We start from the raw sequence: 13861 nt of genomic DNA on the forward strand, positions 1-13861 counted from the left end.
CGTGCAGGCTGCTATGATCAGCGCGCGACGCCCAGCACATAAGAAGAACTAGACTGTCGTTTGCGGAGTAATGCTTTTGCCCATTTCGGCCCTTCCCCAGCGGATCAAGGACAATGCACCGAGCCTGATCGGCATGCTCGTGCTGCTCATCCTGAGCGTCAGTCTGGCCTGGCAGAGCGCAGAACTGCTGCGCCTGGTGCGCAGCCCCGTAGCGCAATCGCTGAGTCAGACCGCCCCCAATCTGGAACAACGCGCGCAGGCCCCCATCGCCCAGCTGTTCGGCACCCCACGCCAGGACGACAGCGGCCCGCCCCCGGCCACCAACCTGCAACTGACCCTGCTCGGCAGCTTCGTCCACAGCGACCCGCAACGCTCCAGCGCGGTGGTCCAGCGCCAGGGCCAGAGCGCCCAGCGTTATACCGTCGGCATGGATGTGGACAATGGCGTGCGCCTGGATGCCGTCTATGCCGACCGCGTCGAACTGCTGCGCAACGGCCGCCGCGAAAGCCTGGCCTTCCCTCGTCAGCAGAGTGGCCAGTACAGCCTCTATACGCCACCGGACGAGACAATCGACGACCCTGTCGAACAGCTCGATCAACTCGACCAAAACAATCTCGAACAACTGCGCCAGCGCATGCAAGACCTGCGCGAACAGATGGAAGCCTCTGGCACCCTGCCAGAGGAAACGCCCGCCGATCAGCCAATGGAAAGCGACTGAACCGATGCATGTTCTCCGAAGCCGTCTGACCCTCGCCCTCCTCGCCGCCGGCCTGGCCGCTGCACCCTTGCCTCTGCTTGCGCAGATCGAGCAGGTGCCGGCCAGCGCCAACCAGCAGGAGGAAAGCTGGACCATCAATCTCAAGGGCGCCGACATCCGCGAATTCATCGACCAGATCGCCGCCATCACCGGGCAGACCTTCGTCGTCGATCCGCGCGTGAAGGGCCAGGTCAACGTGATCTCCAGCGCGCCGCTGGGGCTGTCCGAGGTCTATCAACTGTTCCTTTCGGTGATGGCCACTCATGGTTTCAGCGTGCTGACCCAGGGCGACCAGGCGCGCATCGTGCCCAACGCCGAAGCCAAGGCCGAAGCCGATGCCGGCCGCCCGGCGCCGGATCGCCTGGAAACCCGCATGATCCAGGTGCAGCACGCGCCAGTGGCCGAACTGATACCGCTGATTCGTCCCCTGGTGCCGCAGTACGGCCACCTGGCTGCCGTCACCTCGTCCAACGCGCTAATCATCAGCGACCGCAGCGCCAACATAGAACGCATCGAAGACCTGATGCGCCAGCTCGACCAGAGCGGCGCACAGGACTTCAGCGTGGTCACCCTGCAGCACGCCTGGGTAATGGACGCCGCCGAAGTGCTCAATACCGCCATTGCCCGGGGCCAGGCCAAGGGCACCAGCGCCACCCAGGTGGTGGCCGACGCCCGCACCAATCGCCTGATTCTGCTCGGCCCACCGGACGCCCGCGCCAAACTGGCCGACCTGGCCCGCTCGCTGGACAGCCCCACCAGCCGCTCGGCCAATACGCGGGTAATCCGCCTGCGTCACAATGATGCCAAGTCCCTGGCCGAAACCCTCGGCGACATTTCCGAAGGCCTGAAGAACCAGGAAAACAGCGAAACCACCGGCAGGCAGTCGAACATCCTCATCCGCGCTGACGAGAGCCTCAACGCCCTGGTGCTGCTGGCCGACCCCGATCTGGTCGCCACCCTCGAAGACATCGTGCGCCAGCTCGACGTACCACGCGCCCAGGTGATGGTCGAAGCGGCCATCGTCGAGATCTCCGGCGACATCACCGACGCCCTCGGCGTGCAGTGGGCCGTGGATGCCCGCGGCAGAACCGGTGGTCTGGGCGGGGTGAATTTCGGCGGCACCGGCTTGTCGGTTGGCAGCGTGCTGCAGATCCTGCAAAACGGCGAAATACCGGAGAACACCACCCTGCCAGACGGCGCCATCATCGGCATCGGCAGCGACCGCTTCGGCGCACTGATCACCGCACTCTCGGCCAACAGCAAGAGCAACCTGCTGTCCACGCCGAGCCTGCTGACCCTGGATAACCAGAAAGCGGAAATCCTCGTCGGGCAGAACGTGCCCTTTCAGACCGGCTCCTACACCACCGACGCCTCGGGTGCCGGCAACCCCTTCACCACCATCGAACGCCAGGACATCGGCGTGACCCTCAAGGTCACACCGAGCATCAATGAGGGCGCCACCCTGCGCCTGGAGATCGAGCAGGAAATCTCTTCCATCGCCCCCAGCACCGGGCTCAACGCCCAGGCGGTCGATCTGGTGACCAACAAGCGCTCGATCAAGAGCACCATCCTCGCCGACGACGGCCAGGTGATCGTGCTCGGTGGCCTGATTCAGGACGACGTCACCCAGGCCATCTCCAAGGTGCCACTACTGGGCGACATTCCCTTGCTCGGTGGGCTGTTCCGCTCTACCCGCGAATCCCATATCAAGCGCAACCTGATGGTCTTCCTGCGGCCGACAATCGTCCGCGACGGCGCCGGCCTGGCTGCGCTGTCGGGCAAGAAGTACAGCGACATTCGCATCATCGGCAACGGCGGCCCGGACAACGGCCGTCCCAGCATCCTGCCCAGCACGCCGGGCCAGCTGTTCGACGGCCAGGGCGCACCGGCAGTGGATTTGCGGCAATGAGCGAGTTGGTTGCGAGGATAAACCCGTGGGAGGCGCTTTAGCGGCGACAATCTCTGCAGCAGTCGCGGCTAAAGCCCCTCCCACAGGGTTGTAGAGCGCCTGTCTCCCCTCTCCCGTTTACGGGAGAGGGGCCGGGGCAGAGGGCTGAATCGATGTGCCTTTGTAGGAGCAAGCTCTGCTCGCGAAAAGCAGTTCGCTCGCAACGCTCGCTCCTACACAACTGTCGGCCAAGCCTTTTCGCGGCGAGGCGCCGCTCCTACAGCCCTTGCGGGCACTCACCCCAACGCCGGCGTACGCGGCGGCACCAGGCGCTTGGAGCCGGTCGACTCATAGGCCGCCGCCAGTTGCAGCAACGCCGAATCGTCATAGGCGCGACCTGCGAAAGTCAGGCCCACCGGCATGCCGATATCTGCCATCACGCCCATCGGCACGGTCACGGTCGGCACGCCCAGATGACGGATCGCCAGGTTGCCATTGGCCACCCACACACCGTTGCTCCAGGCGATATCGGCGGACGCCGGGTTCACGTCGGCATCGGCCGGGCCGACATCGGCCACGGTGGGGAACAGCACCGCATCCAGGCCCAATTGATCCATCCAGTCTTCCAGATCGATCTTGCGCGTATGTTCCAGGCCCCGCAGGCCGTCGGGCAGCGTGGCGATCTGGTCCCAGGGCTTGATGCCGCGCTTGGCCATGTTGACGTATTCGTCCATGCCCGCCGCCAGGTCGCCCTCGCGGTTCGGTAGCGTGCCGGGGTCGTGCGGGAATATCTGCGGGCCGTCCACATCGGCCAGGCGGTTGAGCTTGGGGTCGCCATTGGCACGCAGGAAGTCGTCGAAGGCCCAGCCGCTGAGCTCCCACAACTCGTCATGCAGGAACTCAGGCGTGACGATGCCGCGATTGAACACGGTCGGGGCGCCGGGGCGATCGCCCTCGCAGTTGGACACCAGCGGGAAGTCCACCTCCACCACTTCGGCGCCGGCCGCTTCCAGCGCCTGGCGCGCCGCCTCCCACAGGGCGATCACCGTCGGCCGGGTATGAATGCGCTGGCCAGTCGGCCCGCCGATGCCTGGGTTCTCGCTGGTACCGGCCAGCTCGTCCTTGTTGATGAACATCCTTGGCACGCCCAGACGCTTGCCGGCCAACGCTTCAGCCTTGGCCGCCAGTGCCAGGTAGGACTGGGGACGCACTTCGGAGGCCTTCGGGATCGGCACCCAGGGCTGCATGCGCCAGAGGTCGCCACGGCTGTCGGCATCGTCGGCCACCACCACGTCGAGCACCTGCAGCAGATCGGCCATGCTGCGGGCGTAAGGCACCACCACGTCCATGGTCGGCGTCAGCGGCCAGTTGCCACGCACCGAGATCACCCCGCGCGACGGCGTGTAGGCGCACAGGCCATTGTTCGACGCCGGACCACGCCCGCTGGACCAGGTTTCCTCGGCCAGGCCAAAGGCCGCGAAGCTGGCGGCAGTCGCCGTGCCGGCGCCGTTGGACGAGCCCGAGGCGAAGGGTGCGGTCAGGTAGTCCGCGTTGTAGGGGCTTTCGGCACGGCCATAGACGCCACGTTGCATGCCGCCATTGGCCATCGGCGGCATATTGGTCTTGCCCAGGCAGATGGCGCCGGCCGCACGCAAGCGCTCGACGGTGAAGGCGTCACGCTGTGCCACCAGATCCTTGAACGCCGGGCTGCCAGAGGCCGCCGTCAGGCCCTTGACCAGATAGCTGTCCTTGGCGGTGTAGGGAATGCCATCCAGCGGGCCGAGGGTTTCGCCACGGGCGCGGCGCGCATCGGAGGCCTCGGCTTCCTTCAGTGCCTCGGGATTGCGCACCACCACCGCGTTGAGCTGGGTGGCCGTGTTCGGGCCGTCGTAGGCGTCGATACGCGCCAGATAGGCCTTGACCAGCTCAACCGCCGTGGTGCGGCCGTCCTCCAGCGCGGCGCGCAGCTCGGCAATGGAAACTTCGGTTACCTCGATCATGGTGTCATCACTCGCAGATGGCGGGCCGGTGTCGCACGGCCATGGATACGAAAACAGCGCTTGCACGGCCGACGCTCATAGGCAGATTCAGTCATGCAAATATGTGCCCGATGATACATCCCGTCAGGCCTTCGCAGCAGCCCGCGCCAATGGCCAGGATGCGCGCCAGCCATTACATTCTCGCCACTGATTACGCAGCATTGAGCAGAACAGGCTTATGACCCGCGAAGAACGCATCCATCTGTGGTTGGCGCTGTCGGACGTATTCGTCGACACCGAAGTCGACTACGGATACATCGCCCACCAAGTGCAGGGTTTCGATCGCGTCACGGCGCAAGCAGCCTTCTACGAGGATGTCGCTCCCGCGTGCTACTCCAACATGCTCGCGCCCATCCCACCGATCTGGACAGGCTTCGACAGCGCCTGGCTCAGCGAAACCATCGAGCGAGCCCAGGCCGCGCGACGGAGCTCCACCCTGCGCCGCCTGCGCGATCGACTCTTCATCGCCTACCTGCGCCGCGCCCTGAAACCGGAATGGGTGAAGATCGAGCAGGAGCTCGATCACCTAGGGCGAGGCGTTGCCAAACCCTAGGCGCCCGCTTGCCGGCGATTTCGACAGACGCATCGCCCGCAAGCGGGCGCCTACGAACAAATCCTCCCAGGCTTGACTGGTCGGCATTACGTCATCCCCTGCTATGTTCTCAGTCCCTGCACACGAAACAGGAGAACATCGCCATGTCCCACCTCACCGGCGGCTGCCTCTGCGGCCAGGTACGCTTCGAAACCAGCGGCCAGCCTTATCGGGTCGGCGTTTGCCATTGCATGGACTGCCGCAAGCACCACGGCGCCCTCTTCCACACCTCGGCGATATTCCCGCAGGACGCGGTGAGGATAGAGGGCGAAACCGGCCAGTACGCCGGCCGCCACTTCTGCCCGCGCTGCGGCTCGCCGGTGTTCGCACGCTCGGGGGATGAAATCGAAGTCAACGTCGGCTCGCTGGACGAACCGAACCGGTTCACCCCCACCTACGAACTCTGGACCATCCGCCGCGAGGCCTGGCTACCGCCCTTGCCCTTCGACCGGCATTACCCGCGCGACCGCGAGCGCAGCACGCGCCACGAGTAGAGCCGCTCAAACATCGGCTTCGCGCAGGCTTATCCAGCCGTGCATCAGCCCGGCCTGGAAGAACTGCACCGGCGCCGCGAAACCGGCGGCCTGGATGATGCCGGCTACTTGCGGCGCCGGCAGCACCGCCACATCGCGGGCATAGGCTGTGCGCGCGCGTTCCAGCATCTGCGCATCGACCCCAGCCGCGGCCATCAGCGTCATCCAGCCATGCAGCAACACCTCGTAGGCCGGCGAGTGGATATCGGCTGCCAGGTCGACACTGGCAAGCAGCCCGCCGGGTTTCAGGCGCTGCGCGATCTGGCCGAAGAAGCCGGTTCGCGCTGCAGGTTCGAGCAGGAACTGCGACACCAGGAAACAGGTGGCGCCATCGTAGGCTGCCCCAGGCGCCAGCGTATCCAGATAACCCTCGTGAAAGTCGCAACGCTGCAGAAAACCGCTGCGCTCCGCGCGCTGGCGACACACCTCGAGCATCGCCCCGGAAGGGTCGAGCGCAGTGAAGCGCCAGCCTGGAAAGCGCTCGGCCAGGTGACCGATTTCCGCACCCGTGCCGGCGCCCACGCAAAGAATCCGCGCATCGGCCGGCAGCCCGACGAACAGCGCATCGAGTAGCAGATACAGCGCCTGACGAATCGGCGCCATCCCCGCCCACTGCTGGTCGTAGCCCGCCGCCTGCTGGTCGAACAGCGCCTTGAGTTCCTCGTCACGCATGGCAAATCCTCCGTCGAATCATCGTACTGATACCTTCGAGTATCCCAGAGCTGTCAAGCCCCCACTGCATCGCCCAAAGCCCAAGCCAACTTTGTCGGCACTTTGCCAATGTGTCGGGGGACTAACTGACATGACCATTCCCAGCGAACCCGATATGCAGAGCCCGACCTTCGAACACAAAGCCTTCATCCTGCTACTCGTCCTGGTGACGGTCGCCTTCTTCTGGATACTGCTGCCTTTCTACGGGGCCGTATTCTGGGCCATGGTGCTGGCCGTGGTGTTCGCGCCGCTGCAGGAGCGCCTGCTACGGCGCACAAACGGCAGAAACAATCTGGCCGCCCTGCTGACGCTGATCATTTGCCTCATGGTGGCGATTCTGCCCGTGATCTTCATCACCTCGGCGGTAGTGGCCGAAGGCACCGCCCTGTACCAGAAGCTGGAGTCGGGCGAGCTGGATATTGGCGCCTACGTGACCAGCATCATCCAGGTGCTGCCACCCTCCATGCAGGAACAGCTCGACCGAGTCGGCATATCCAATCTCGAAGGCTTGCAGGAACAGATTTCCAAGGGCGCCATGGCCGGCAGCCAATACCTGGCCACCAAGGTGTTCGCCATCGGTCAGGGCACCTTCGAGTTTTTCATCGGCTTCTTCGTGATGCTGTACCTGCTGTTCTTCCTGCTGCGCGACGGCAAGGAGTTGGTGCGCAACATTCGTACGGCCATCCCCTTGGGCGACACCACCAAACGGCGCCTGCAAATCAAGTTCACCCGCGTGGTACGCGCCACCGTCAAGGGCAACGTGGTGGTCGCCGCCGTGCAAGGCGCGCTCGGCGGCTTCATCTTCTGGGCGCTGGGCATCTACAGCCCGCTGCTGTGGGGCGTACTGATGGCCTTTCTGTCGCTGTTACCGGCCGCCGGCGCCGGTATCGTCTGGGCCCCCGTAGCCATTTACCTGCTGTTCACCGGCAGCGTCTGGCAAGGTGTGGTGCTGACGCTATTCGGCGTGCTGGTGATCGGCCTGGTGGACAACATCCTGCGCCCGATTCTGGTCGGCAAGGACACCCGTATGCCCGACTACCTGATCCTCATCTCCACCCTCGGCGGCCTGTCCCTGCTGGGCCTCAACGGCTTCGTGATCGGCCCGCTGGTAGCCGCGTTGTTCGTGGCCAGCTGGAATCTGTTCGGGGCGAAGAAGAAGGTCAGATTGCCGGAGTGAAGAAAGCGTGGGAGCGCGACGAGATAATGGATACCCTCTCTTCAGCCTAACGCGCCTCATGACCAAGCAAGCGCACAAACCGCAGCGGGGAAGTAAATGGAATTTACCGAAGAAATTGCCGCCGCATTTCCGGTTGGGAACAAGATTCCAGCACTGCTCAAGCAAGCGCTTCAATTGCTGGAAGCGCATGGTTGTGTGCGAAAACGACGGGACGGTGTTCGCTACATCACCCTGCATCCCGAACCTGACTACAGCGATATGTGCACGATTGCCTTCTATACACCCGACGCAGCCGATACTGCGCTGTGGACCGGCAGTGATGACCCGGAGGTGAACGCGCGGCTTACTATTTTCCTCAGAACAGGAGGAGATGGCTCATGGGCTGGTTTATGGCGAGATAACGCCGGGCAGCAGAAAGTCGTTCACCTCGGGTCAGGTTCAGGTTCCCTGATGTTGTGCATCCTGACGGAAAGCATAGAAGACCTCCTGCGACTTCTGGCTATCGGATATAACGAACTCTGCTGGCCAGAACATTTCGACCGTACTCCCAGAGAAGTACAGGCCGATGAATACGGTGATAACAGCGACCCTCCGTCTCCCACCTTGCTCCGTATCCACGTTACCCAGACACTGGGACTGCATATCCCCGAACGTGCATCAGAGATCGTTCAACGCACCGAAAGCATGGATGCGATGAAGTCGGACGATCCATTCTGGAACTGGCTCAAACATGTCAGGAGGGAATGAGCCACGCACCTCTGGGCATTCCGTCGATTCGCATCTACCATATGCCGAACTCGTACTACCGCGGCTGCTGAACCCGGTATTCACGAGGAAATCACGATGGAAAGAACCCGTGCCTGGAGACGCTCACAGGCTCACAAAGATGCACCCAAACCGCTGATGCGCTTGCCGTATCAACAGCCAGAAAAGAACTGGAAGCTGCTGTATACCCGAGCGGAGAAACTGCTCAGAGCACGCCAACTCGGCCTCAGCTACCCCATTCGCACCACCCGCCAACTGCTGGATCAAGAGTGACCAAACTCCTTTTCATCTGCAGCCGCAATCAATGGCGTAGCCCGACGGCGGAAGCGATCTGGCGCCGCCGCCCCGGCTTCGAAGCCCGCTCGGCTGGTACCAGCCCGAACGCTCGCAAACCCATCGGCCCAGCGGATATCCGCTGGGCCGATGTCATCTTCGTCATGGAACACAAGCACGCCAATCGCATGCGCGCAGAATACGCCCGCCTGCTCGAACACAAGCGGCTGCACATTCTGGACATCCCTGATGACTATCGTTTCATGGACCCGGAACTGGTGGAGATGCTCGACGATATGGTCAGTGCGCATCTGGATGAGCCGGGCTTGTAAAAGCGTCCGACTCAACTGCACAACCGTCGTACCTTCATATAACGCTGTCGTTTTTCCCTGCTCCCAACCTCATCATCTACTCCTGCGTCGGGCTCTCCTCTCTGCACAGGTCCGGCTTGTCGCTGAGAATCACCCGCCGAATACGGCCACTGTCGAAGTAAGGCACTTCAGGACAATAACGCTGGCCGGCCGAGGTCTCGGTCGATTTCCAGACAACGTTTTCTGAACGCAGGAGAACCGGTTTCTCCCCAGGCTTGGCGGGTTTCCAGATGTCGATATACGTGCGATCCAGAAAAGCCCAGTCGTCGATTTCGCAGGTTTTCAGGTCGATCTGGTGCAACCGTAAGCGCCCATCTGCAGACTGCTCAACCCGCCCTGGATACTCGATGAAGCCTTCAGCGTAACCAGGGGTGATATAGCAAAGGCGCCGCGCATCGCCGTCCATCACTGGCAGGAGATAACTGCTCCGGGTATCGACCTCATGCAGCTCGGCGCCCTTCCAGCGGTAGATCGAAACACCATGCTCACAACAACTGGCGCGCCAGAAGGAATAGACGATCTGGTGCTCCGGGTCGAAATCAGGCGAGGTAATGCCCTGCAATGTTGCAGGCGCATCGACGAAGCGCCCCGCCTCCGGGTCATAGAGCCAGGTCTGATGAGGGATATTGGGGCCAGCGGGCAAGAACTGGGCAATGCTCAGATCGGGCCAGCCATCGAAGTTCGCATCGAACAACACCGGCGTGAAAATGCTGCAGGTCCCCTGGGACTCGGTTTCCAGGGTCTGCAACAGCACAGCGTCCTTGTACAGACGGATGGCCGAAACCAGCGGGGGCGTCGGGCAACCCTCGCCCTCCGGCTCGGGCAGCGCATCGGCTAACAAACGTATTTCATAGGGAAAGCGCGCCTGCAACTCATCCTCGGACTCAGCCCTGCGCAAAGCCAGTGGCAACCTGCGCTTGCCATCAGGCGAAACCCAGGTACCGGTGATGCCGTCTTTCAGCGATTCGATCTGCCAAATGCCCGTTGTGGCTGCTTTATTCTTGCGGTCTCGCTCGATCAGCTCCGCCCCGGCGCCTTGCACCTGCCCCTCCAGCACGAGCTGGATGCGCGTCTGGTTACTACACGGCTGATAGCAGTAGCTGCCCGACAGATTATCGGCAACGCGGCTCAAGGAAACCTCTACCTGCTTGCTGCCCAGAGCGCCGACAAAGGAGTGACTCCAGATGGGAAACTCCACCGAAGCGGCAGCGGTTTCTGTAGTGCTGGCATGCAGCGCCGGTAACCAGAAGGCGGCAAGGATGACGAGAAGAGCACGGGGATTTCGGATTGATGGCATACAACGTCCTTGTTTCGCAGGGAGCCCAATGGAGCGCAGTATGCCGTCATGGAGACGGAAAAAACGACTAGCGCTCGGCAGTACACGCCATCGACAGCAGCTCAGGTTGACGGAGTGAGAGAGGCAGCGGTGATGTGCTGCCTGAGTACGCCTCGCCATGCGACAGCCCGCCCTGGCGCATATTCAGTGCGCGGGTGATACAAGATCGAGACATCCCACAGCCCGGAACGAGAAATGGACTTCAGCGAATATGGCAACCCCAAAGGCAAACCGGTGGTTTATTTCCACGGGGTGCCCGGCTCGCCCCATGAGAGTTCCATCTACGATGCGCCAGCCCGAGAACACGGCCTGCGTGTCCTCTGCTTCGATCGCTTCGCCATCGACCGTGCCATCAGCGGTGCCGACTACTACCGGCATATCGCACAGGCGATCAACGAGAAGACGCAAGGCGCTCAGCTCGACGTTATCGGATTCTCCCTCGGCGCCCATGCCGCGCTGGAAGTCAGCGCGCTTATGCCGGGCCAGATTCGCAGCCTGCATCTGGTTTCCGCAGCCGCCCCGCTCGACGGCGGATACTTCCTCAATGAGATGGCTGGCAAGGCCGTTTTCTCGATGGCCAAGCGCAACCCAGGTTTGTTCCAGTGGCTGGTGAAGTGGCAGGCGCTATTGGCCAAACGAGCACCGCAGATGCTGTTTCGCATGCTGTTCGCCAGCGCTCAGGGGCAGGATCGAGAGCTGGTGAAGTCACCGGAGTTCAGAGCGCTTATCTGTCAGGTATTGCGACAGTGCTTTGCGCAAGGCACAACCGGCTACACGCGGGATATACAGCAGTATCTCCAGCCATGGGCAGCCAGCGCCTTCGCCAGCGAGGCAAACGTCTGCCTGTGGCATGGTACCGAGGACAACTGGTCGCCTTTCGGTATGTCGGAGCATCTGGCCGAACGCTTACCACGGAATGCTCGCATCGAGCGGATGGAGGGGCTTTCTCACTACTCCTGCCTGTATGCCGCAGCGCCGATGATTTGTGCGCGGCTCGATAAGGAGAAATCTTGAATCTGGCCTCTACTCTCATGGGCTGACGCTACTGAGAATGCACTGTGATCGGGCTGCTTTCGGCCAGAAGCAGTCGCTAGTTAACTGAAGGGCATTCAACGAAAGGGCATCGCGCAAGCCCTTCAGGGTATGGTTGTCGATGTGTGGCTTCACTTGGGTGACCAATCTGCCCCGTTATGAAGTGCTCTTTTCATCACCGTTGCTGCCGGCAGTGTTGTACTACCTTTCCGTTGAGCCAGCACTCCTGCGTCGGTGCAAGTGGTACGGGCGATACACTCGCTCATCGAAAGCTCCGCTGCTCAGTTGCTTACTGTCAGAATCCGCGCGTCTAAAGTGTACTGGGAGGATGGGTATTGGGGCAGGTATCAAAACCGTAAGAAGGTACTACCCATTAAGTACAGTGAGCCAATAATTCGCGCTTCCAACATCCGTACGAAAGCGACATCCTAGATTTGGATAAATAATTAAATGAGCGATCTGCTTCTAAAAGCTGCACTAAATAAAAAATTTCAGACGGATGTCCAGAAGTACATCAAAGAGCTGGAATCGAAAGTTAAGCATCTGGATTTCTTTCGAGCTGCGCAAGAAAAGCAACTTCTGCCGGCTCGAGAAAGTGCAGAGTTTTTCACTCAGTGCATTGGAGAATTAGAAAAAGCATTCACTGACAATATCAACTCATATTCAGGCATGCGTTGGATGTATTACCTTCGGCGTACACCTAATGCAATTTTTAGTGGGGACTTGTCTTCCACTGGTGTTAACTCCCGAGTATTGGCTGAGGTTTACGCAAATCGCAGTACGAAATCAGAAACAGCTACATATGGGAGTAACGGCTTCGTTTTTCCGATTAACGACAGCACGTTAAGGCACGTCGCGCGCTTTGTGTCTTTCATTACGATTATTTATGATTTACAAGTTGGATTTCGTTTTGCGAGTAAAGGATCCGAATTTGATTTTTCCAGACAGCCGCACCGGGCACTTATAAAAAGCAAGTTCATAGTGGGTCTGCCAGCTTTTAGATCAGTCCTCCCACGCCGCGTGCGACACCCGTTACTGGAAGCCGCCGTGCAGATTTATGACCAGCGCCATAACTATCAACGTCGCACTTTTCAAGGGGTAGCGATGAGCTTAGCGGGCCTCGCTCATGACGATGCAGCAGCCGGCGACATTAAAGCCCATGTCGATATAACGCAGGCGCTGTGGGGGATGCATGATGAAATAGTTTTCTCGCCTCAAGAGTTTCTTGACGGAAACTCACGAGCTGAAATTTATGGAGGAAACCGGCAAATAATTGTTCGCTTCAGCCCGTCGAACATTGACTATGCAAAACTTTTCGAGCTGTACCGCCTGCCTGTTATGGAAAAAGTCGACATTGATAACAACGCTGCGCTTTGCCTATTGCTGATTTTTCTCGCCGGGCGCTGGCTTCAGAGGCAGCGTTACTCATTCCTTCGAGTTATGGAGCTAGGCTATTTCATCATGGAATTCCAGCAGTGGGAAAATTTTGCCGACGAGCAATACTCCAAGGCATGCGATGAGATTCGTCAGTATCTTCCACAGTTTCAAGCACCTGAAAACTACAGCGCATTCGTCGCCAGTTGCTTGAACTTTAAAGGTGAAGTCTGGCCCCTCTCCCACGGAGATATCCTCCGGATTACGAACGACTACGTATGTATTGACATGTGGGCCGCTTCTACGGGTTTTCTAGGCTGGTTCCAATTCCCCAAGACTCAAGGGCAGGTTGCTAATGAGCGTGCAGCCAAGTTTGAGGACGTGGTTCAGGAGGTAATCGATTTTTCCCCTTGGGCAGACAGTTCCATTCGGGGGTTGCGGCAGCGGGAGCTTAAAGTGGACGGCCAAGCTCTAACCGACATTGATGCTATCGGATCCTACGATGGCACCCTACTAGTGGTTTCGTGCAAAAGCATCCCATACACGCGCGAGTATGATCGCGGTACGCACAACGTTATTCGCAACGCGGCATCGACGGTGGACAACGGGGTGGTTTATTGGGAAAGCATCGTCAGCCAACTCCAAGCTCGGAAGGTGGGTGATAACTTTAACTTAACAAGCTACAAGCATGTTATTGGAGTTGTTTGCACTCCATTTGCGGTATACACGAGCCATTCTGCATCTCTATCAATATCTGTAGGTGATTTACGATGGGCGTGCTCACTGGATGAGCTATCGGAATTTTTGAGAAGTAGCGCTTCAGGGGGGAGGGCGAATCGACCCGGACTTCCTGACACTATCTAGCTGGAAAAGGGGACAGATTTATTTACTGGGCAACAGTCCGCTTCTGGCCGGTAGCTGTCGCTTACTAATGGCGGCTCTCGGCCAGGAGCGAGGGCAGTCCAAATGAGGCTCGGATACGTCTACGAAACTAGGGGCGATTCAGGATGCCA

The 13861-nt window shown here is 60.3% G+C and carries 13 protein-coding genes; 10 read left to right on the plus strand and 3 right to left on the minus strand.

All coding sequences use genetic code 11. The annotated features are described in order from the left end of the window. The first annotated feature begins 70 nt into the window (after positions 1-70). Both BLR77_RS01800 and gspD read left to right on the plus strand, forming a co-directional pair. On the plus strand, positions 71-718 hold the full coding sequence (locus BLR77_RS01800) for a type II secretion system protein N (protein WP_238380529.1): 648 nt from the start codon (positions 71-73) through the stop codon (positions 716-718). Between the two features lie 4 nt (positions 719-722). Then, a complete protein-coding gene (gspD, locus tag BLR77_RS01805; RefSeq protein WP_074675187.1) occupies positions 723-2666 on the plus strand; it encodes a type II secretion system secretin GspD in 1944 nt (647 codons plus the stop codon). A gap of 275 nt (positions 2667-2941) precedes the next feature. On the opposite strand, the gene BLR77_RS01810 is transcribed toward gspD, so the two are convergent. After that, entirely contained in the window at positions 2942-4645 is a 1704-nt protein-coding gene (locus tag BLR77_RS01810; protein ID WP_074675188.1) for an amidase, read from the minus strand. A 217-nt stretch (positions 4646-4862) separates the two neighbouring features. Between BLR77_RS01810 and BLR77_RS01815 the strand changes: the two genes are divergently transcribed. Continuing rightward, a complete protein-coding gene (locus tag BLR77_RS01815) occupies positions 4863-5237 on the plus strand; it encodes a DUF7079 family protein (protein ID WP_074675189.1) in 375 nt (124 codons plus the stop codon). 143 nt (positions 5238-5380) lie between these two features. Continuing rightward, positions 5381-5770, plus strand: a complete 390-nt coding sequence (locus tag BLR77_RS01820) for a GFA family protein (protein WP_074675190.1) — start codon at positions 5381-5383, stop codon at positions 5768-5770. Positions 5771-5776: 6 nt separating this feature from the next. Here the strand turns inward: BLR77_RS01820 and BLR77_RS01825 are convergent, their stop codons facing one another. Continuing rightward, positions 5777-6481: a class I SAM-dependent methyltransferase gene (locus BLR77_RS01825; protein WP_074675191.1), complete on the minus strand. Its 705-nt coding sequence runs from the start codon at positions 6479-6481 to the stop codon at positions 5777-5779. A 154-nt stretch (positions 6482-6635) separates the two neighbouring features. Between BLR77_RS01825 and BLR77_RS01830 the strand changes: the two genes are divergently transcribed. The 4 genes from BLR77_RS01830 (at position 6636) to BLR77_RS01845 (ending at position 9067) form a co-directional block, all read left to right on the plus strand. Further along, positions 6636-7697 carry an AI-2E family transporter gene (locus tag BLR77_RS01830; protein ID WP_074676728.1) on the plus strand — a complete coding sequence of 354 codons (1062 nt, stop codon included), beginning with the start codon at positions 6636-6638 and terminating at the stop codon, positions 7695-7697. A gap of 96 nt (positions 7698-7793) precedes the next feature. After that, the gene (locus tag BLR77_RS24930; RefSeq protein ID WP_139202846.1) at positions 7794-8444 is read left to right on the plus strand and encodes a hypothetical protein; all 651 of its coding nucleotides are present in this window, start codon (positions 7794-7796) and stop codon (positions 8442-8444) included. 96 nt (positions 8445-8540) lie between these two features. Beyond that, positions 8541-8735: a hypothetical protein gene (locus BLR77_RS01840; RefSeq protein WP_074675193.1), complete on the plus strand. Its 195-nt coding sequence runs from the start codon at positions 8541-8543 to the stop codon at positions 8733-8735. After that, complete coding sequence (locus tag BLR77_RS01845; RefSeq protein ID WP_074675194.1) at positions 8732-9067, plus strand: low molecular weight protein tyrosine phosphatase family protein; 336 nt, start codon at positions 8732-8734, stop codon at positions 9065-9067. Before BLR77_RS01840 ends, BLR77_RS01845 begins: the two co-directional genes overlap by 4 nt. 76 nt (positions 9068-9143) lie before the next feature. Here the strand turns inward: BLR77_RS01845 and BLR77_RS01850 are convergent, their stop codons facing one another. After that, a complete protein-coding gene (locus BLR77_RS01850) occupies positions 9144-10403 on the minus strand; it encodes an XAC2610-related protein (protein WP_074675195.1) in 1260 nt (419 codons plus the stop codon). Between the two features lie 234 nt (positions 10404-10637). Between BLR77_RS01850 and BLR77_RS01855 the strand changes: the two genes are divergently transcribed. Together BLR77_RS01855 and BLR77_RS01860 are read left to right on the plus strand one after the other, a co-directional pair. Beyond that, on the plus strand, positions 10638-11456 hold the full coding sequence (locus BLR77_RS01855; RefSeq protein WP_074675196.1) for an alpha/beta fold hydrolase: 819 nt from the start codon (positions 10638-10640) through the stop codon (positions 11454-11456). A 468-nt stretch (positions 11457-11924) separates the two neighbouring features. Then, positions 11925-13712 carry a hypothetical protein gene (locus tag BLR77_RS01860; RefSeq protein ID WP_139202847.1) on the plus strand — a complete coding sequence of 596 codons (1788 nt, stop codon included), beginning with the start codon at positions 11925-11927 and terminating at the stop codon, positions 13710-13712. The last annotated feature ends 149 nt before the right edge of the window (positions 13713-13861 follow it).

Source organism: Ectopseudomonas alcaliphila, from assembly GCF_900101755.1.
In the GTDB taxonomy this organism is placed as follows: domain Bacteria; phylum Pseudomonadota; class Gammaproteobacteria; order Pseudomonadales; family Pseudomonadaceae; genus Aquipseudomonas; species Aquipseudomonas alcaliphila.